We start from the raw sequence: 20,823 nt of genomic DNA, 5'->3' as shown, positions 1-20,823 counted from the left end.
ATGACAGATTCCATCACAATCGCCTTGTCGAAGGGACGAATCCTGGAAGAAACCCTGCCGCTGCTGGCGGAAGCCGGCATCGAGCTGGTCGACGACATCAAGAAATCCCGCAAACTGGTGTTTCCGACGACTGATCCCGGCGTGCGGGTGCTGATCATCCGCGCAACCGACGTGCCGACCTATGTGCAGTACGGTGGTGCGGATCTTGGTGTGACGGGCAAGGATGTTCTGATGGAGCATGGTGGGGAGGGGCTTTACGAGCCTCTGGATCTGAACATTTCCCGTTGCCGCCTGATGACGGCTGGCCCGAAAGACCAGACTCCGCCGCCCGGTCGTATCAAGGTGGCTACCAAGTTTGTGAACCTGGCTCGCCGGTATTATTCGGCACAGGGGCGCCAGGCCGACATCATCAAGCTCTACGGTGCGATGGAGCTGGCGCCGATTCTGGGGCTGGCTGATGAAATCGTGGATATTGTTGATACGGGTAATACTTTGAAGGCAAACGGCCTTGAACCCCGTGAGTTAATTGAGCATATCAGTAGTCGATTAGTGGTCAATCGCGCGTCCATGAAGATGAAACATAAGCGTATTAACCCCATAATCGAAAAGATGGCTGCTGCGGTTGAGAAACGCCGGGCTCCTGAGTAGGAGCTGGCCTGGGAAGCCCTGTGGAAGTAAGGGTCAGAAGAAAGCCTTCTTCTGACCCCGGAAATTTCTGCCGGCGGGTATCCGGCGGCGGCAAGCCAACAATCCAGAGCAGGATTTAAATTATGACCGTTAGCATCAAACGACTGAACACCTCAAACAGTGACTTCGACAGTTCTCTGGCCAAACTGCTGGCCTGGGACGACAGCGTTGATCATCAGGTGAACGAGTCGGTGCGTCATATCCTGCATGAGGTGAAAACCCGCGGCGATCAGGCGGTTCTGGAATTTACCGAAAAGTTTGATCGTTTGAAGGTTGATTCTGTCGCCGAGCTGGAAATGGACCAGAGCCGTTTGCAGCAAGCGCTGGAAGCGATTCCCCAGGACCAACGCGTGGCTCTTGAGAAAGCGGCCGAGCGGGTTCGGGATTACCACGAGCGGCAGAACCAGAAGTCCTGGCAGTATGAGGACGAAGACGGCACCGTGCTTGGCCAGAAGGTCACGCCGCTGGATCGGGCCGGGTTGTATGTGCCCGGCGGTAAGGCGGCTTATCCGTCCTCGGTACTGATGAACGCCATTCCGGCGAAAGTTGCCGGTGTGAGCGAAGTGATCATGGTTGTTCCAACGCCCGATGGTGTAGTGAACGACATGGTCTTGGCTTCTGCTGCAATTGCAGGTGTTGACCGTGTCTTCACCGTGGGCGGGGCTCAGGCAGTGGGCGCCCTGGCCTATGGCACCGAAACCATCCCGGCTGTCGATAAAATCGTAGGCCCGGGCAATATCTTCGTTGCGACCGCCAAGCGGGAAGTCTTCGGCGTTGTCGGCATCGACATGATCGCAGGCCCCTCGGAAATCCTGGTAATCTGCGATGGCAGAACCGACCCGGACTGGATCGCCATGGACCTCTTTTCTCAGGCCGAACACGACGAACAGGCCCAGTCCATCCTGGTCAGCCCGGACGCGGCTTTCCTCGATGCGGTCGAAGCCAGCATCAACAAATTGCTGCCCACCTTGGAGCGAGCCGATATCATCCGCACCTCCATGACCGACCGCGCCGCGCTTATTCAGGTCGCCGACCTGAAAGAAGCCGCGGCTGTCTCCAACCGCATCGCCCCGGAACACCTTGAGCTCTCGGTGGAAGACCCCGAAGCCATGCTCGAAGACATCCGCCACGCCGGCGCTATCTTCATGGGCCGTTACACCGCTGAGGCCCTCGGCGACTACTGCGCTGGCCCGAACCATGTTCTGCCTACCAGCGGCACTGCGCGGTTCTCCTCGCCTCTGGGCGTCTATGACTTCCAGAAGCGGTCCTCCATCATTGGTTTCAGTGCCGAAGGTGCCGATCGTATGGGGCGTGTGGCGTCAGTGCTGGCCCGGGGTGAAGGGTTAACGGCCCATGCCCGGTCGGCGGAGTATCGAATCAAAGAGTAATGTGATCGGACCTCGGGGTCAGAAGAACGCGTTCTTCTGACCCCATGTTCATGACCCCATGTTCACGAAGTTTGCAGGCAGGTGGGCGAGGCTCCGCCCGGGAATGTAGAGGGCCATGGATGACCCGAAACAAGCGCACATGGATGTGCTCGTAGCGGTTCCCGGGCGGAGCCTCGCCCACCTGCCGTCTACTCGGAGCCAAAAATGAGTAAATTCTGGAGCCCCCTGGTAAACGACCTGGTCCCGTATGTCCCTGGCGAACAGCCAAAAATGGCCAATCTGGTGAAGCTGAACACCAACGAAAACCCCTTCGGCCCCTCACCAAAAGTCATCGAAGCCATCCAGGCTGAACTGAACGACAACCTCCGCCTCTACCCGGACCCGGAAGGTGAAAGCCTGCGCCAGACGATTGCCGCCTACCACGGCATCAAGCCCGGGCAGGTATTCCTGGGCAACGGCTCCGACGAAGTCCTGGCCCACATTTTCTACGGCCTGTTCCAGCACGGCGACCCCGTCCTGTTTCCGGACGTTACCTACAGTTTCTATCCGGTGTATTGCGGGCTCTACGATATCCCGAGCAAGGCGGTTCCGCTCACCGACAGCTTCGAGATCAACCCGGAAGACTACAAGCAGCCCAATGGCGGCGTCATCTTCCCGAATCCGAACGCCCCGACTGGCCGTTACCTCGGATTGCAGCATGTCGAAGAAATTCTGATCGCCAATCCCGACCGGGTAGTTGTCGTGGATGAGGCCTACATTGATTTTGGTGGCGAGAGCGCGATTACTTTGGTCGACCAGTACCCGAACCTGTTGGTTTCCCAAACCCTCTCCAAGGCCCGCTCTCTCGCCGGCCTGAGAGTCGGTTTTGCCGTAGGGCACCCGGACCTGATTGAAGCCCTGAACCGGGTTAAAAACAGCTTCAACAGCTACCCGCTGGATCGTCTGGCCCTTGCTGGTGCCCAAGCGGCCTACGAAGACGAGGCCTGGTTCCGCACGTGCTGTGACGGCGTGATTTCCGAGCGCGAGCGTGTAACCGCCGCCCTCGAAGGTCTTGGGTTCGAGGTGTTACCCTCAAAGGCAAACTTCGTTTTTGCCCGTCATAAAGAGCAGGCTGGCGAAGTTTTGGCCAAGGGCCTGAGGGAGCAGGGCATTATTGTCCGGCACTTCAACAAGCCACGAATTAGCGAATTCCTGCGAATCACCATTGGCACGGTCGAGCAGAATGAGGCGTTGATTGCTGGCCTCGAAACCCTTTAGCCTTCGGAGTTAGCGGGTAGAGCAAGGCAGGCAGCCCTTTCCGGGAACCGCTACGAGCACATCCATGTGCGCTTGTTTCGGGCCATCCATGGCCCTCTACATTCCCGGAAAGGGCAGCCTGCCTTGCTCGTCGAACTTCTCTGAAATAGTCCGGAGCGGAGCACTAATGGCTGAACGAAACGACATCCTGAGTAAAATCAACGAATGGCTGCAGCCAGAGAACTTCCAGGATTACTGTCCCAATGGCCTTCAAGTTGAAGGCAAGTCTGAAATCAACACCATTATCTCCGGTGTAACCGCCTCAAAAGCGCTGATTGAAGCCGCCATTGAGGCGAACGCAGATATGATCCTCGTTCACCATGGCTACTTCTGGAAAGGTGAGGATCAACGAATCCAGGGCATGAAGCGCGAGCGTCTGAAGCAACTGCTGGACAACGATATCAACCTCGTTGCCTACCATCTCCCGCTGGATGACCATCCCGAATACGGTAACAACCGCCAGTTGGCAGACGTCCTGAGCATCAAAAAGCCCCGCCCATTAGGCGGTCTGGTTTGGGAAGGTGAGCTTGAGGAGGCAATGTCTCCGGAGAAATTCGGTCTCCATCTCGCAAGGCGACTGCACCGCGAACCGCTCTGGGTTGGCGAGGGGCCGGCTACGATCAAACGCGTAGGTTGGTGTACCGGCGCTGCGCAGGGATTTATAAATACCGCGCTGGATGCGGGCCTGGACGCCTACATCAGCGGTGAAATCTCCGAGCCGACGACCCATACAGCCAGAGAGTGTGGTATCCACTATTATGCAGCTGGTCATCACGCCACAGAGCGTTATGGTGTGCAGGCTCTCGGGAAGGCGCTGGCTAATGAGTTTGGCATAACGCACAAATTCATCGATTGCGATAACCCGGTATAGCGGCGAATACGGGGTCGAATACGGGGTCAGATGAAAGCTTTCATCTGACCCCAAGTTCACGGAAATAAGACCTGGGAACCAAGGCGAATAGCAGATGTGTCAGAACGAGCGGGGCGGGATGGGCCTGCCAAAACTGTGCGGAGCCATGGATGGCGGAGCTCAAGCGCCACAGGGACGTGCCGCAAGGAGCGGGTTTTGGCAGGCCCATCCCGCTCCGCGCAAGCACCAAATCCGCAGTCTTATACAGTTCAGGGCATCAAGCCTGCTGAGCCTTGTCACCCTTTTTGAGCCCGAAGTCTTCGGCCAGCGTCCCGGAATCCTTCGGATCCGACTTGGGAGCATAATCCCGGGGCGGCTCGACACCATCCTCGCGAACTTCCTCCAGACGCTTCCTGGAAGTCTCCTGCGCCAGTTCCTCCATCCAGTCCTCGTCATTGCAAAGACGGTTGGCTCCACGGGCCAAATGCTGGTTCACATCCCGATAGACATCATTGAACCGGCGCAGTAAATGGGCCGACTCCATGAAATGCTCATTCACCTGGGCCTGGTAGCGCGTGTACTCGCTTTTCAGTTCCTCAATCTGCTGTTCCGCCCGGCGCTGGCGAAGTGTCGTCCCCTGCCCGGAACGGCCAACGAATACCCCGATGACAATGCCAACAACCAATGCGGCAATCGCTGCCAGAATCAGGTTTGTCATATGCTGTGTCGTCCTTTTACCTAATAGTGAGCCAAGCCCTTCAAGCCCTTGTAGTACGAGTATAACGCCCCGGGCGCCATCATCCCATGATTGTGGCCTGCGCCAATCGTCGTATTGCTCCTATGGCGCGCAACGTGGCGAAAATTTGTCAAATGCGAGACAATACGGCGCCCAAATTTACGACCAACTTCCGGGAATACCTTGATGACAGCTGCGATGTCCTCCGAAACCAGTGCGACCCAGACCCCCTGGCAACGTTACCAGAAGGATCTTGAACGCCCGGATTTTCAGAAGGACCCGGCCCAGGAAGATGCCGTCAAGCGCCTGCAGTCACTGTACGACAAACTGGTTGAAGCGGAAAGCGATCGTGACAAGGCAATGACCAAACTGCGCCGCAAACTGAAAAAAGGCCGGGAAGAGCCGGTTAAGGGCCTGTATTTCTGGGGCGGGGTAGGCCGCGGTAAAACCTACCTGATGGACACCTTCTACGAATCCCTGCCGTTCAATCGCAAGATGCGGGTTCACTTTCACCGCTTCATGCAGCGTGTCCACAACGAACTCAAATCCCTCAAGGGCGAGAAGAACCCCCTGGAGCTGGTTTCCAGGACGTTCGCCGACGAAACCCGGGTGATCTGTTTCGACGAATTTTTCGTCTCGGATATCGGCGACGCCATGATCCTCGCCACCCTGATGGACGGCCTGTTCAGCCGGGGCGTGACCCTGGTGTGCACCTCCAACATCGTCCCGGATGGCCTGTACAAGGATGGCCTCCAGCGGGCCCGGTTCCTGCCTGCCATCGAGCTGGTCAAAAAGCACACGGATGTGGTCAATGTCGACGGCGGCGTGGATTACCGCCTGCGAACCCTCGAGCAGGCGGAGCTGTTCCACTCGCCCCTGGATAAGGAAGCAGACGTCAGCCTCCGGAAAAGCTTTGATGGACTGGCGGTTGAAGCCGGGAAACACAGTAAAACCATGGAAATCAACGGCCGCAAAATCCCGGCCCAGGCCCACGCGGACGACGTGGTCTGGTTTGATTTCAAAGACGTTTGCGACGGCCCCCGCAGCCAGAATGATTACATCGAAATGGCCCGGCAGTTCCACGCCATCATCGTCAGCAACGTGCCCGTGCTGGGCAAAGAGAAAGACGACCAGGCCCGCCGTTTCATTAACATGATTGACGAATTTTACGACCGAAACGTCAAGGTTATCATCTCAGCCGCCGCCCCCATCACCGAACTCTACACCGGAGGCCGCCTGAGCTTCGAATTCGAGCGCACCGAATCCCGCCTGCTGGAAATGCAGTCCCGGGAATACCTCGAAGCACCCCACAAACCGTGAAATCGGGGTCAGATGAAAATGGGGTCAGATGAAAATTTCATCTGACCCCATTTTCATCTGACCCCACTTTTAGGAGAGATTCAGAATGAGCACAGACAATGTAGTCATCGTAAGCGGCACCCGCACCCCCATGGGCGGTTTTCAGGGCAGCCTGGCCGATGTTAGCGCCACTGACCTGGGGGCCATCACCATCGCCGAGGCGGTGAAGCGTGCCGGCTTGCAGCCTGCCGATGTGCAGGAAGTGATCATGGGTAATGTCCTGCCCGCTGGTCTGAAACAGGGGCCGGCCCGGCAGGCCATGCGTAAGGCGGGTCTTCCGGATAGCACCGGCGCCACCACCGTCAACAAACTCTGCGGCTCCGGTATGAAAGCCGCCATGTTCGCCCACGACCTCATCAAGGCCGGCAGCAACGACATCGTGGTCGCCGGTGGTATGGAGAGCATGTCGAACGCTCCCTACATCCTGCAGGGTGTCCGCGGCGGTTACCGCATGGGGCCGGGCCAGGCGCCGCAGGATCACATGTTCCTGGATGGCCTGGAAGATGCCGAAACCGGTCGGCTGATGGGCGCCTTTGCCCAGGAAATGGCGGATAAGAAAGGCTACACCCGCGAAGAAATGGACGAGTACGCCATTACCTCCCTCACTCGCGCCAAGAAAGCCATCGAAGAGGGCCTGCTGAAGGACGAAATCGTCCCGGTTACCGTAAAAACCCGCAAAGGTGACGTGGTGGTCGAAGACGATGAACAACCCCACAACGCCAACATCGAAAAGATCCCGAGTCTGCGACCGGCGTTCGCCAAAGACGGCACAGTAACCGCCGCCAACGCCTCCTCCATCTCAGACGGCGCCTCCGCACTCGTTCTGATGCGTGAATCCGAAGCCGAAAAACGCGGCCTCAGGCCCCTGGCCCGCATCGTCGGCCACAGCACCCAGTCTCAGCATCCCTCCGAGTTCACCTGCGCCCCGGTTGGCGCCATCGAAACCCTGTTCGGTAAAACCGGCTGGAGCAAGGAAGACGTCGACCTGTTCGAAATCAACGAAGCCTTTGCCATGGTTGCCATGATGCCAATCCGCGAGCTTGGCCTGGATCCCGAGAAAGTCAACATCCACGGCGGCGCCTGCGCCCAGGGCCACCCAGTCGGCTCCACCGGCTCGCGCCTGCTGGTAACCCTGATGTACGCCCTCCGGCGCTACGGCAAAAAGAAAGGCATCGCAGCGCTGTGTATCGGTGGTGGTGAAGCCACCGCCATGGCTATCGAGATGCTCTAAGCCCGGATTTGTGAGGAGAGAGATTCACCTCCTCGGTGCTTCCCCCATGCCGGAAACCCCCGGGTAAAGCGCCGAGAAAAACCACCAAAACCAAAGTGGTTGCAACCAAAATTGTTGTCTATAGTGATTCTGTGCGACGAAACCCGGCGGTAAACGAGCTGTGAGAGCAAAATCATACTTTTGACTGATCAAAGCGCCCGAAGGCGTTAGCTATAGTGCCAACATCACGAGCACTGTGCATGAAGCCTCCAATACATCGTGAATACCAATAATCAGAGCAGCGACTCAGAACAACAATGGAGTAGCCTTCCAATGACAAGAAAAATACACCAATGGCAGCGTTGGACCAAATTACCGCTGGCCGTGGCCGTTGCAGCCGGTATGTCCGGTCAGGCAGCCGCCTATTCGTTTTACGTGGGAGATGTGGAAGCCCAGTTCAACACCACGCTGTCCGCAGGTGCCGGTTGGCGGGTCGAAGATCGCGACAAACGCCTCATTGCCCAGGGTAACCTTGGCCCCGAATACGCTCCAGGCGGCCCCCTGGAAAACATCGGTGCCTCCACCAACAACTACGACGACGGCAACCTGAACTTCGACAAGGGCGACACCTACTCCAAAATCGTCAAGGGTAACAGCGAGCTTTACCTCAATTACAACGTCGACAGCTCTTTCCTTACCCGTGTTGGTGGTTTGCTCCGAGGCCGCTACTGGTATGATTTTGAACTGAAAGATGAAAGCCGTGCCGTTGATTTTGTCGGTCAGCGCCGCGAGCTGAATCAATATGCCAAGGACTATGCTTCCGGTGGTGAGATTCTGGACGCCTATGTGTTCTCGGACTGGTACTTTGGCGAGATTCCGGTCAGCCTGCGTTATGGCAAGCAGGTTCTCAGCTGGGGCGAAAGTACCTTTATCCAGGGCGGCATCAACATCATCAACCCTATCGATGTCCCCGCTTTCCGGGCGCCGGGCTCCGAGATTAAAGACGCGCTCCTGCCGGTCGAAATGTTTTATATGTCTGCCGGTGTGACTGAAAGCCTTACCGTGGAAACCTTCGTACAGACCGACTGGGAGCCAGTTCGCCCGGATAACTGCGGAACCTTCTTCTCAACCAACGATTTCGCAGCCGAGGATTGTGGCCCGGTTCTGCTTGCCGGTCAGTTGCCTGATTCACAGGCACTTGCACAAGGCCTGGTTGCAGATCGTGTCGGAGACAGGCAGGCGGATGCCAAGGATCAGTTTGGCGTTGCCATGCGCTGGTTTTTGCCGCAATTGAATGAGTCAGAGCTTGGCCTCTACTACATCAAGTACAACAGCCGCCTGCCGTATGTCAGCGGTGTCGTCCGTGATCCGGACAATGGCCAGAACCTGCCGCTTTACTTCATTGAGTACCCTGAAAACATAAACCTCTATGGGGTGAGCATCAACACGATCACTCCGGGCGGGTGGTCGCTCGGCGCTGAATACTCCTACCGCGACAAGCTGCCGCTGCAGTGGAACGCCTTTGAGCTGCTTTATGGCGGCAACGAGGTCGTAAACCCGGAAACCGGATTGCCGGCAAGCCAGCTCCAGGTTCTTCGCGAGGCGCAGGCTGGCGGACAGTCTCTTAACGGTCAGGCCGTTCAGGGGTACGATGAATACGGTGTTTCCCAGGCACAGTTTACGCTCATCAGGTTCTTTGAGCAGGTAATGGGGGCGGACCGCCTTACCCTGGTTACTGAGTTTGGCGCGACTTACGTACACGGCCTGCCCGATTACGACGCCGCCCGTTATGGCAGGTCAGGCACGTTTGGCATAGGTCAGCTTCCGGGCGGGGCGTGTGAGGGGTCCGGGCAGACAGGTCAGGCCCTTAACATCAATACCAACTACTGCAACAATGAAGGCTTCACTACCGATTTCTCCTGGGGCTACCGCGCCCGGTTTGTGTGGAGTTATCTCGATGCGTTTGCCGGTATAAACCTGTTACCACAACTGGCCTGGAGCCACGATGTCAAAGGTTACAGCCCGCAGCCCGGCGGAGCATTCAACGAGGGCAGCAAGGCGATTGGCCTGTCCGTGGAAGCGGTTTACCAGAACGTTATCAGTGCCGATATCGGTTACACGAACTATTTTGACGGAAAGCCGTATAATGAGTTGACCGACCGCGATTACGTGACTGCCAGCATTTCATACTCATTCTGATCCGGTACGAATTCGTTGAACGAGGGAATTTAAATGAAACTGAACAAGAAACTACTGGCCACAGGCGTTCTGGCAGCGAGCATTTTTGCCGGCCAGGCCTGGGGTGCGGTTTCTGCTGAAGAAGCGGCCAAGCTGGGTGATTCGCTGACACCGATGGGCGCGATGAAAGCCGGCAATGGCGGTGAAATCCCCCCGTGGACAGGTGGGTTGACTACCCCTCCGGCCAACTACAAGGGTGACGGCATATACGTAAATCCGTACCCCAACGAAGAGCCGAAGTTCACCATCGACCAGAGCAACGTTGATCAGTACAAAGACAAACTGTCCCCGGGGCAGGTTGCGATGATCAAGCGTTACAACGATTATTTCATGCCGGTGTATGAAACCCACCGTTCTGCGGCCTATCCGAAGGAAGTTATGGAGCAGACCGTTGAGAATGCAACCACCGTTGAGCTCATCAAGGATGGTAATGGCCTGGGCAACTACCAGTCTGCTACCCCCTTCCCGATCCCTCAGAATGGCCTGGAAGCGATCTGGAACCACATTACCCGCTATCGGGGTGGTTCTGTCCAGCGTAACGTCGGCCAGGTAACGCCGACCGAGAGTGGTGACTTCTCCGTTGTGAAATTCCAGGACGAGCTGACCTGGCGCACCTACCTCGAAGATTACAGCCCGGGCGACGATCCGAACGTTCTGTTCTACTTCAAGCAGGCTATTACCGGCCCGGCTCGTCTGGCGGGTAACGTACTGCTGGTTCACGAAACCATTGACCAGGTTGAGGAACCACGTCGTGCCTGGGTTTACAATGCTGGTCAGCGCCGGGTTCGGCGTGCACCCCAGGTAGCCTATGACGGACCGGGTACCGCTTCTGACGGTATGCGTACGTCCGATAACTTTGACATGTTCAACGGCGCACCGGATCGCTACAACTGGGAGCTGGTTGGCAAGAAGGAAATGTACATTCCGTACAACGCCTACAAGCTGGTTGATCGGAGTCTGGCCTACGACCAGATCATCAAGCCTGGCCACATCAATCAGGATTTTACCCGCTATGAGCTGCACCGCGTATGGCATGTCCGCGCCACCTTGAAAAAGGGCGAGCGCCACGTCTATGCCCAGCGCGACTTCTACATTGATGAAGACTCCTGGCAGGCGTCGGTTATTGACCATTACGATGGCCGTGGGGAGCTCTGGCGTGTTGCCGAAGCCCACGCCATGCAGTTCTACGATCAGGTGGTTCCCTGGTATGCCATCGAGACCCTGTACGATCTGCTCTCTGGCCGTTACCTGGCTCTTGGCCTGACCAACGAAGAAGAAAACCCCTACACCTTTGGTGTGGATCGTCGTGCCAGGGATTATTCGCCCGCGGCACTGCGCCGGGCCGGCACCCGTTAAGCGCTGTTCTGCAGCCAGATGAAAACGGCGGGCCCTCGGGCCCGCCGTTTTTTTAACACGCTTTAAAATCCTTTCACGTCAAAATTTTGCAGCCCGCCCCTCAATTGGTTTAACCTTCTTCTCATACTAAAGGCGTACCTGATGCCGGTCGCCACTCAAAAGTCAGTGCAAAGATCCACTTTTCCGGCGGTGTAAGGCAGTTCAGGCCGGATTTAAATGGGGCAGTGCGTGAAACCATTCAATGATGGCTGTGCAGCCAACGATGAATTCCAGTCAGCGAACAGTGGTCTTCAGCGGGGTGAACTGGTCAGGGACTTGCTCAGGCAAAGGGTGCAGATTCCCGCCGTTCCGCCGGGCTCTCTGGCACGGCCGAAGCTCGACCGCAAGATTGCCGAAGCGCTGAACTCCAGCAGTGTTCTGTTTATTGAAGCGCCTTGTGGTTATGGCAAATCCCATGCGGTGGTCAGCGCCCTCGGCGGCTCCGGAGTATCGGGCGACCAGACCCGTTGGATTGCGCTGAATGCCCAGGACAACGCACCGTCGCGCTTTCTGACGCTGCTCGCTATCGCCCTGAATCTGCCCGAGACGCCGGAGCAGGGGTACCAAAGTGGCGCCACCTTCTCCGATACCCTGGCGATGATGCAGGTGGCGCTGGCCCGCAAGAGTGCCGGGCAGCCAAGGGTTCTGGTTTTGGACAACCTTCAGAATCTGGGCAACCCGGCCGTGGTCGAACTGCTGCAACAACTGGTTGCAGACTTTCCCGCTGGCACCTCGATCGTACTTATTTCCCGAAAGGCACTGCCTTTTGAAACCCACGGTCTCGAGCTTGAAAACCGCTTTACCCGAATTGGCACCGAAGCACTGGAGTTCTCGCGCTCAGAAACCTTCGAATTCTTCCTGCCGGCCATGGCAGGGAGCCAACTGACCAGCGTGGCTGTAGACAACCTGTACGACATCACCGAAGGCTGGGCAACGCCACTGGCGCTCTATCGCCGTGAAGTAGCACGGAATCCGGAGAGAAAACCGATACAGGAAACGGCGGGTGTGGAGCGGTTCCTGAAAGAATCGGTGCTTGGTGGTCTCACACCGGGACAGCTTCGATCCTTGCGCGGTATTGCCGAGCTGGAACTGTGTTCCGATGAGCTGTTCCTGGCCCTTGAGTCGCTGTTGCCGGATTCCGGTTTCGTTCCCTCCCAGGCCGTTGATCGAGGTCTTCCTCTCAAGCCCATGCCAGGCCGGGGACGGTGGTACCGGCTTAACCCCCTGATGCAGGAATGGCTGAGAGCGCCCATGATGGCAGGCTACGCCGGGCGAATGCTTCAGGCCAGTCGCTGGTTCGGTGTGCGGGATCAGTTTCCGGAAGCCCTCAAGTATGCGCTGTTGGCCGGAGATGCTGATGAGGTTATCCGAATCGCCTCCGAGGGCTCCGAGGCCTTGCTGCTGGGGCAGGATACGGCGTCACTGCTCAGACTTCGCAAGAGCTTGCCGGCCCAGCTTCTTGAGCGCAGTGCCCGCCTGAGAATTGTTTACAGCTGGGTTCATGCCATTGGCGGCCAGTTCCGTCAGGCGCGAGCCCTTATTGAAGGTCTGCCGGAGTCCGATCGGGAAGAGCATGCGGCACGGATCTGTGCTCTCAAAGCTTTTATTCTCAGGGGTGAGGGCAGCGTGGGTCCGGCCCTGGAAATGGCCGACAGGGCACTAAAGGAAGGCGGAAAGGAAGGTGAGCTCAGTACCCAGGGGCAACTGGTAACCCAAATGGTGCGCTCCAGTGCCCTGTGCGCGGCCGGCCGCTTCCAGGAGGCCCGGGAAGCCAACCGGAGGGCTGCCAGGCTTGCCCGCGAAGCCGGCGATTCCGGCTCGGAAGCGCTGGCGGTTTACGCCCATGCCCGCATCGAGTTGGGCAAAGGCGCTCTCAAACACGCCGAGCAACTGTTGCGCACCGGCCTGGATACTGCCATGCAGGAGCTGGCCCGGCCGGCACGGATTGGCGAAACCCGGCTTCAGTTGAATCTGGTATTGGTGCTCTGGCACCAGGGCCGGGAAGCAGAAGCCGACCGGCTGCTGGTAACCTGTGGCCGGCACGCCGAACAGACCCGGGATCTGGGCCTGCTGCTGGCGATGACCATCCGGGTACTGATGTGCCGAGCCCAGGGCCGGCTGGAAGACGCCTTTGTCTGGATTGGCCGGGCCGAGCGCACCATGCATTCCTGGCAAGTGGATGAATCGCTGTTTGTGCCGGTTCTCGAAGCCCTCAAGGCCAGTTGCTGGTTGGCCCAGAATCAGATCGACAGCGCTGGCCAGGCGGTCAGCAAGCTTGCACCCTACCGGGAGGCAGGCTGCGTGCCGGAACTGTTCCCGATGATGCCGGGCCTGCTGGATTGCCTGCAGGTTCGGATTGATCTGGCCCGTGGCGACCTGATCCGCGCCAGGGAAACCCTGCAGGGCATTCGTGAACGTTACGAGGGCACGATTCCATGGGGCGTTGAACTGCATATGCGGTTGCTCGAAGCGGTCATCGTTCAGGATGAAAAAGGCCCGGTGGTTGCCCAGAAGGTTCTGTCCGCCGTCGTTCTCGAAGCCGCCCGCGAGCACTTTATCAGCCCGTTTTCGGAATTACGTGGAGAGCTTCAGGAGCTGATGGAGAAGGGCTTTGGTCAGCTTCTGGAGGGCCCCTTCAAGGAGGCCCTGGGAAATCTTTTCGAATTGAAACCGAAGGCCGGCGGTGCCGAGGCTCTGGCGGAACCGATCAGTGAGCGTGAGCAGGGTGTGCTGGAGCTGATTGCCAAAGGGCTCTCGAATCAGGAAATCGCCGACAGACTGCACATTTCCCTGCATACCGTGAAAACCCACGCCCGGCGGATTAACGCCAAGCTGGAAGTAAAATCCCGCACCCAGGCTACAGTGCGTGCCCGCGAACTTGGGTTGCTATGAAGAAGGGGTCTGACCCCCTGGGGTCAGACCCCATTTTCAGCTTTCCCCCTGGGGTCAGACCCCATTTTCAGCTTTTGACCCCCTGGGGTCAGACCCCATTTTCAGCTTTAACCTTCAGCCGGGTTACTGCTCAGTGATGACTGGCGGGGTAACAGTCCGGTTTCCACCTTGGTAGAGGCCAGTTGCTCAAGGCTGTCCGGAGACAGGTCACGGATCACGCTCCGGAAGTCGTCGTCATAAAATTCCAGATTGTTGTAGTGAATCATCGCCCGGATCTCCTCTACGTACTCCTCACCACGCTCGGAATAGCCAAGCAGGCCTTCGGCAAGCTCCAGGCCGGAGAGTGGCCCATTGTTGCGGCGATCCCTCAGCCTTACGTCTCTCAGCAGCTGGTAGGTGGGGTGGCGGTTCAGGTTCTGGATATAGGCCCGCACCGAGCGATAGGGCGAGGGGAAACTGGCGACCTCGTGGCTTGCGCCCTCGGCACGACCAAGTGGTACCAGGCCGCAGCCCTTCGAGAAGCACCACTGGCCGAACAGGTTGTTGCCTTTGATGGCAAAGCGGGAGGTGCCCCAGGCGGATTCATTGGCGGCCTGGGCCAGAATCAGCGAGGGCGGAATCACATCCAGCCGCTTGCGCAGCAGCGTTAACTGCTCCTTACTGCCGGGTTCAGCATCCACTCTCAGCCGCTCGGACTGCCGGGCCAGCCAGCGGTATTCCTTGCTGGTCAATTCTTCCTTACCGGCAAGGCTGTCGAGGTAGTCGCGCTCAATAAGGATTCGTGAGTTGGCCAGAACAATGCGAGGGTAAAGAAACGAGAAGAACGCCGCTTTCTTCTCGGTGGTGTCGCGGTACCTGGAAAAATCCGGCAGATCGTCATTGGCCCAGTCCGGCAAAGGCGGCAGGGAGGACAGGGCGGGCTCTGATCCACTGTTGCCATACCGGCTCTGCCCGCCACCCTCCGGTGGCACATAGAAACCGCCCCCGATCGCAAACGCAATCAAGGGGGCCATCAGCAACATCGCCCGTTTACCTGCAGACATAAAACCTCTCGTCAAAGTCGATATGGCAAGAATTATAACAGGTTATACGGAGGCGTCTGCCTGTTGGATTTTACCGCCTGGCCCAGAGCTCGTCAGGGCAGGCGGGTGGCGATGACCAGGCCGGCCTGTTCCTCGTTGCCTTCCGTGGTCCGGAACCTCAGGTAGAACTGGTTCTGACTGCCTGTGTGGAAGCCCTCGAGCACCAGATTGCCGGCACTGAACCGGACCCGGCCATCACCGGTCCGGGTGTAGGTCAGGGCAATGTCCGGATCCTCCTGAAGTTCCGGCGTTGTCACCGTCTCATTGTTTACGGAATGGCTGCTGGCCAGGGCAATGGGCGAGAATGTTGCTGTCGTGGAGGAGTTGATGGTCAGCAGGGCATTGTCGAAATGCCGGAGCCGGTTGGTATCCGGCGCCAGTCCCAGCGCAACACCCTGCAGCCGGAACTGGCCGGCGGAAGGTGCGCTGTTGGCGGTCTGCTCCGCGGCGATCAGCAATCCATCCCCTAGCGGGCTGTCGTCCAGGTTGAAGGCCATCAGAGTACCATCAGGGGTGCTGGCGCCGATGCCGATGTCCGGTTGTTCGAAGTCCCCTGAAGCGGTGGTTATGTCCAGGTTCAGCCGGCCAATGTCCACTTCGCCCTTGCTCAGCGTTGAGGTGCGGCTGCTAAGGGTCCAGGATTCCGTGCGCGTGCCGGTATCGTTGGTGGACACGCCGCCGGCATTGCCCCGGCGCACGGTCGTGAAAGTCTGGGACTGGCTGACGGTGCCCGAGTCGATCTGCCACTGGCCGAGCCCGGTTTCAATCGCCATCGGTACCGCCGCCTCGCTGAAGCGGGTTGCCAGGTAAAGCATGTTGTAATTCCGGCCATTGAGTGAGCTGGCGTCGAAACCTTCCTTGCGCAGCAGGTTGATCTCGAGCACTGACAGATACTGGTCTTCCAGGGTGCCGAGCCGCCGTAACTGGTCGCCTTCGGCCTCCAGCTCGATGGCCTTGCCTGCGCTGAAATACCCGCTGATTACCCGGTCTGGCCCCGTGGTATCGTCCACAGGCAGGCTGGTGAAGGCATTGAGGTAGTAAGGGTTGCGGGTCCAGCCCATGATCTTTGAGCTGCCGCGGCCGGTAATGCTCTGGAACAGGGCACGGCCGGCCAGCAGGCGAGTGTCTTCCAGCAGGGTGGCGGCGCCCGGGGATGAGGAGTGCGTGTTGCGCTCCCAGTTATCCGAACCGCGCTCAAAGAAATTATTGCCCTTCTGATGAATCAGCGCTTCACGATCATAGGGAATGTCACTGGCCAGGGACGTGACCCGGATATTGAAGGCATCAAAGCTGGCTAGGGTCAGGGCCGGGTAGACATAGCCAATGCCGCTTGTGTCTTCCAGCACTTCCTCCTGAGTCGTGCGAACACCCCACTGGCCAGAGCCGGCCAGGGAGGGCTCCAAAAAGGTCTGGCCCAGCTCGATGCCCAGGAAGATAGAGTTGTAGTCCGCCGAGCTGGCGCTTATCTTGCCCGAGGACGACGCACCCAGCAACGCGTAGCCGGCCATGGCGCTCACGTAACGGGCGAAATCGCCCCGCGCGGAGAGTAAGTCCAGGGCATCCTGAAGGTCGGCCCCGGAGGGAATGTCGATCTCAAAGTCGTGAACCTGGTCGGCCAGGGTGGACCACACATACTTGTTCAGGCACAGCTCACCGTTGGCATCGGCCACACAGTCCAGAATGGCCTGGAATTCCCCGGCGGTGTAGCTGCTCAGGGCGTTTCGCACCAGGTACTCGGAGAAGGGGTTCACCTTCACATCCCGGTCGGCATCGGCGGCGAGGGCCCGCATGCGGGTGTTACCATAAACCGCATCAATGATGACGTCCGGGCCCAGGGGCAATCCCTCCGTGAACTTGATGATCGTGAAGCCTTCGCTGTCGGTACGGGTGGAAATCGCGGGCTCGTCCAGGACCTGCAGGGCCGGGTTGGTGTAGTAAACACTCACCCTGTCTGGTTGCACGATTCTCAGGTTACGGCGGGTTGATTCGCCAGTGCCGGTTACGCCATCCGGCACTTCCATGGTAACCCGGACTTCGTCGGTTTCCAGGCCGCCGGCGTTGGTGGAGTCGCCGGTACTGCCAGAGCTGAAGTCGGTTACCGGATTTTTGTTGCCGGCGAAGTCGTTGGGCTGGTTGCGCGCTCCTTCAATGGCACTCTCACCGCTCCCGCATCCGGCGGTGAGCAGCAGTGTGCAGCAGAGCAGTAAACCGAAAGTGAATCGCATGCCTGGCTATCCGTGCAGAATTAACAGGCAAACAGTCTAACAGTCGGATTCTCGGGAAAGCGTGAGGAAAAGCACGAAAGGGCCACGAAAAAGCAATGAAACGGGCGCCTGTTTCCCGTTGAGAGAGGAGGCGCCCGATACAGAAAGGCTGGAATCAGAAGAAGATTTTCATGCCGGCCATGACACCTTCGTCCAGGTTCACGTCACCGCGCAGCGGGCGATCAAGCTCGGTGTTCAGGTAACGGTAACCGGCAAACACTTCGGCATTGCGGATCACCCGATAGCTGCCCCTCAGCTCCAGGCTGGTCATGTCGTCGGAGTCGCCGAAGGAGAGAATGCTGGGGGCGTAATGCAAACCACCGGTGAAAGACAGGCCCGGCACGTTCGGAATGTTGACGGTGGCAAAACCGCCAAGCCCAATGGCACCGCCGTCAGCCCGGCTCTGGTCCCAGTAGATGCCACGCATACCGATACCGGCGGTGGTGGGCAGGTTACCCAGGGCGGTACGACCCTGAGCATGGAAATCCACGTTGAAAATGTCGCGGCCGCCTTCTCGGTAAGTGTAGCCGGTGCCCAACTGGAGATCGTTGTTGGTGCCGAAGAAATTCACCTGGCCTTTCACCGAATCATTGGTAAGGCTCAGGTCAACATCACCTGCAAACGCGGGCGCGGCAGCCAGGGAGAGAATCATCAGGGAAATCCGGGACGCTTTCATGTGTGCACCTTCGGTAAGTTATTCATTGATTTGGCGGTATGGTAACGGGGCGCCTGAGGCCACTCAACTTAAAAGCCGGTAAGTCCCCGTTAACCTCTTGTTTCTGTTTTTGGATTCAGGAATTCAGTGCCGGGTGTTTTCTCCGCCCTGGTCCAGGTCCTCTGGCGATACGTTCTCGGCCGGTACCCGGTATTCCTCGTTGGCCCAGGCCCCCAGATCGATCATCTTGCAGCGCTCCGAACAGAACGGGCGCCAGGGGTTGGATTCCGTCCATTCCACGGATTTTTTACAGGTTGGGCATTCAACGTTCATGGCTGCCTTCAGGTATTGGAAACGTTACTGGATGTCCTTGCCACCGGTTCAGGAGGCGGCGGACGCTTTACAGTATTGTTCCAGTACTGCCCGTAGCATTTCAATATTGACAGGCTTGGCAACAAACAAATCCATGCCGGAACGGCGGCAGCGTTCCTCATCTTCTTCCATGGCGCTGGCGGTCAGGGCTACCACCGGAATCCGTTCCCGATTATGTCCCTGTTCCCATTCCCGGAGCCTGCGCGTAGCCTCAAAACCGTCCACGCGGGGCATCACACAATCCATGAAGATCAGGTCGAACGGGTGCCATTGCCACAGGCTGGCGGCGGCCTCGCCGTCGTTGGCCGTCATCACATCACAACCCAGCTTCTCCAGAAGCCGGCGGGTAAGCGTGCGGTTTACCGGGTTGTCTTCCACCAAAAGCACCTTCATGCGGCCGCAGGGCAACTCGCGCCGCCGGGCGGTATCGGTTACCGCCTGCAGGGAGAAACGGGTCAGGAAGCGCCGGTCCTGCCTGGCGGCATCCGCAAACAACTGGTTCAGAATCGGTGTCAGGCAGGATTCCCGCAGTGATTTGCTGAGGAAGGCATCCGCGCCTGCCTGGCGGAAATGCTCGGCATCGCCCCGCTGGGGGTTGGACGAGAGAATCAGCAGGCGCATATCCGCCCACAGCGGGTTGCTGCGGATCTGCCGGCACAGCAGGTCGCTGTCCATATCCGGCACAAAGCCGTCCAGAATAATGGCGTCGAACGGCTGCAGGCCATCAAACGCCGTGCGCAGGGACGTCAGTGCCTCACCGGCAGACTTCACCGCCTCAATGTGCACCTCGTGGCGCGACAGCATTTCCAGGGTGATCTTGCGGGAGAGCTCGTAGGAGTCCACCACCAGAATCCGGCGATTCCTCACCATCCGGGTATCCGGCCGAACGCGGGTGGCGTTCTCCGGGGCAACTGGCAGGGTTAGTTCTATCCAGAACGTGGAGCCTTCGCCGGGCCGGCTCTCCAGATCCAGCGAGCCGTCCATCAGGTTCACCAGCTGCCGGCAAATGGTCAGACCCAGACCGGCGCCGGGGAGCTGGCGCTGGAACTGCTGGCCCAACTGCACATAAGGCTCATAAACCAGAGGCACGTCTTCCGGATTGATGCCGACGCCAGTATCTTCCACCGCCAAGCGAATCCGGGCCTGGTCGTCCCGGCGGCCCAGCATCTCAATGCTGATCAGCACATGGCCGGAATCGGTAAACTTGATAGCGTTGGAGGTGAGGTTAAGCAGGATCTGGCGAATCCGCACCGGGTCGCCCTTCAAAGCCCAGGGCAGGTTCTCGTCGATGCGCAGCTCCAGGGCCAGCCTTTTCTCCCGGGCCCGCGCGCCGAGCATATGCACCAGATCGTTCAGGGTTTCCCGCAGATCAAAGGGAATGTCATCCAGCACCAGTTTTCCGGCTTCCATGCTGGAAATGTCCAGCAGGTCGTTGATGATGGCGGAAAGGCTCTCCGAGGCGCTCAGCAGCGTTTGCACATACTCCCGCTGTTCCTGATCCAGAGGCGTGTCCGTCAGCAGGTTGGCGTACCCCAGAACCGATTGCAGGGGGGTTCTCAGTTCGTGGCTGACATTGGCCAGGAACTGGTTCTTGGCGTGATTGGCCCGAACCGCCTCATCCCGCTCGTCCTGGGACTGGATGGTGGTCTGGCGCAGGGAGCGGGTGTCTTCCAGAATCTGCAGGCGCATCTTGTTCAGGGCCTGTTCCAGCTCGGAGAGTTCGTCCGGCGTTTTCAGGGCCTTGCGTTTCAGCTTCAGCGGGTCCACCAGAGCATCCAGGTTCAGCCGTGCCGCGTAGTCGGCCATGGATTCCAGGTGCCGGGACAGGGTCAGGCGAACAATCACCAATAATCCCAGGGTACCCAGCATCACCACAATGGACTGGAACAACAGGTTCAATAGCGCCCGGTTCCAGAGCTCTGCGTAGATCTGGTCAATGGAGGAGGTGACGGTCAGCGTGCCCACATTCTCGGGGCTGCGGATGGTGGAGCGGTCAAACACCAGGGGAAAGGTCTGGGAGATAACGCGGCCGTCCGGATAGGTTCCGGTGCTGAATTCCTCGCCAGTGGTGGTGACCACCCGGGCATACTGGATCGCGGGCACCGCTTTCATGTCATCCAGGCTGTTGGCCACCTCGCTGAAATTCATCAGCCAGATGTTGTTACTCATGCTACCGGAGACCAGTTCGGCGGCCCGTGTCTGATTACTCAGCAGATCAGCCTTCCGGCGCTCAAACTCGCCGATCAGCTGAACGCCGGTGGCCACCAGGGATAAGAGAAGGCTGAACAGCAATACATAGGCGAGCAGTCTTGCCGCCAATGGCCGTATTCCCAATCGTTCGAATAGCTGCTTTGAAGGCAAGGCACAAATTCCCTGTGTCGACTACAAAATCACCAGAG

15 protein-coding genes are annotated in these 20,823 nt (G+C 58.5%); 9 read left to right on the top strand and 6 right to left on the bottom strand.

Annotated features, from left to right (window positions below):
• The 4 genes from hisG (at nucleotide 1) to D0851_RS05720 (ending at nucleotide 4,242) form a co-directional block, all read left to right on the top strand.
• The gene (hisG, locus tag D0851_RS05735) at nucleotides 1-648 is read left to right on the top strand and encodes an ATP phosphoribosyltransferase (protein ID WP_117617762.1); all 648 of its coding nucleotides are present in this window, start codon (nucleotides 1-3) and stop codon (nucleotides 646-648) included.
• 122 nt (nucleotides 649-770) lie between these two features.
• Nucleotides 771-2,075, top strand: coding sequence for a histidinol dehydrogenase (gene hisD, locus D0851_RS05730; RefSeq protein WP_117617761.1), 1,305 nt, complete (start codon nucleotides 771-773; stop codon nucleotides 2,073-2,075).
• 204 nt (nucleotides 2,076-2,279) lie between these two features.
• Entirely contained in the window at nucleotides 2,280-3,332 is a 1,053-nt protein-coding gene (hisC, locus tag D0851_RS05725; RefSeq protein ID WP_117617760.1) for a histidinol-phosphate transaminase, read from the top strand.
• A 166-nt stretch (nucleotides 3,333-3,498) separates the two neighbouring features.
• Entirely contained in the window at nucleotides 3,499-4,242 is a 744-nt protein-coding gene (locus D0851_RS05720; protein ID WP_117617759.1) for a Nif3-like dinuclear metal center hexameric protein, read from the top strand.
• 256 nt (nucleotides 4,243-4,498) lie between these two features.
• Here D0851_RS05720 and D0851_RS05715 read toward each other — a convergent pair whose 3' ends face one another.
• A complete protein-coding gene (locus D0851_RS05715; RefSeq protein WP_117617758.1) occupies nucleotides 4,499-4,939 on the bottom strand; it encodes a YhcB family protein in 441 nt (146 codons plus the stop codon).
• A 204-nt stretch (nucleotides 4,940-5,143) separates the two neighbouring features.
• On the opposite strand from D0851_RS05715, the gene zapE reads away from it, so the two are divergent.
• The 5 genes from zapE (at nucleotide 5,144) to D0851_RS05690 (ending at nucleotide 14,051) form a co-directional block, all read left to right on the top strand.
• Complete coding sequence (zapE, locus tag D0851_RS05710) at nucleotides 5,144-6,277, top strand: cell division protein ZapE (RefSeq protein WP_117617757.1); 1,134 nt, start codon at nucleotides 5,144-5,146, stop codon at nucleotides 6,275-6,277.
• A gap of 85 nt (nucleotides 6,278-6,362) precedes the next feature.
• Nucleotides 6,363-7,547, top strand: coding sequence for a thiolase family protein (locus D0851_RS05705; RefSeq protein WP_117617756.1), 1,185 nt, complete (start codon nucleotides 6,363-6,365; stop codon nucleotides 7,545-7,547).
• 312 nt (nucleotides 7,548-7,859) lie between these two features.
• Nucleotides 7,860-9,725, top strand: a complete 1,866-nt coding sequence (locus D0851_RS05700; protein ID WP_117617755.1) for a DUF1302 domain-containing protein — start codon at nucleotides 7,860-7,862, stop codon at nucleotides 9,723-9,725.
• A 33-nt stretch (nucleotides 9,726-9,758) separates the two neighbouring features.
• Nucleotides 9,759-11,120, top strand: coding sequence for a DUF1329 domain-containing protein (locus tag D0851_RS05695; RefSeq protein ID WP_117617754.1), 1,362 nt, complete (start codon nucleotides 9,759-9,761; stop codon nucleotides 11,118-11,120).
• A gap of 216 nt (nucleotides 11,121-11,336) precedes the next feature.
• The gene (locus D0851_RS05690; protein WP_117617753.1) at nucleotides 11,337-14,051 is read left to right on the top strand and encodes a LuxR C-terminal-related transcriptional regulator; all 2,715 of its coding nucleotides are present in this window, start codon (nucleotides 11,337-11,339) and stop codon (nucleotides 14,049-14,051) included.
• A 107-nt stretch (nucleotides 14,052-14,158) separates the two neighbouring features.
• Here the strand turns inward: D0851_RS05690 and D0851_RS05685 are convergent, their stop codons facing one another.
• The 5 genes from D0851_RS05685 to D0851_RS05665 form a co-directional block, all read right to left on the bottom strand.
• The gene (locus D0851_RS05685) at nucleotides 14,159-15,094 is read right to left on the bottom strand and encodes a glucosaminidase domain-containing protein (protein WP_117617752.1); all 936 of its coding nucleotides are present in this window, start codon (nucleotides 15,092-15,094) and stop codon (nucleotides 14,159-14,161) included.
• Between the two features lie 92 nt (nucleotides 15,095-15,186).
• Nucleotides 15,187-17,358, bottom strand: coding sequence for a hypothetical protein (locus D0851_RS05680; protein WP_117617751.1), 2,172 nt, complete (start codon nucleotides 17,356-17,358; stop codon nucleotides 15,187-15,189).
• Between the two features lie 154 nt (nucleotides 17,359-17,512).
• Complete coding sequence (locus tag D0851_RS05675; RefSeq protein ID WP_117617750.1) at nucleotides 17,513-18,073, bottom strand: YfaZ family outer membrane protein; 561 nt, start codon at nucleotides 18,071-18,073, stop codon at nucleotides 17,513-17,515.
• Between the two features lie 123 nt (nucleotides 18,074-18,196).
• Entirely contained in the window at nucleotides 18,197-18,385 is a 189-nt protein-coding gene (gene yacG, locus D0851_RS05670) for a DNA gyrase inhibitor YacG (protein ID WP_117617749.1), read from the bottom strand.
• 48 nt (nucleotides 18,386-18,433) lie between these two features.
• Nucleotides 18,434-20,785 carry a response regulator gene (locus D0851_RS05665; RefSeq protein ID WP_117617748.1) on the bottom strand — a complete coding sequence of 784 codons (2,352 nt, stop codon included), beginning with the start codon at nucleotides 20,783-20,785 and terminating at the stop codon, nucleotides 18,434-18,436.
• Between the last annotated feature and the right edge of the window lie 38 nt (nucleotides 20,786-20,823).

Origin of the sequence: Marinobacter sp. Arc7-DN-1 (assembly GCF_003441595.1) — a bacterium.
GTDB lineage: Bacteria > Pseudomonadota > Gammaproteobacteria > Pseudomonadales > Oleiphilaceae > Marinobacter > Marinobacter metalliresistant.
The sequence above is the reverse complement of the archived record's forward strand: the minus strand, read 5'-3'. Positions and strand labels throughout refer to the sequence as shown.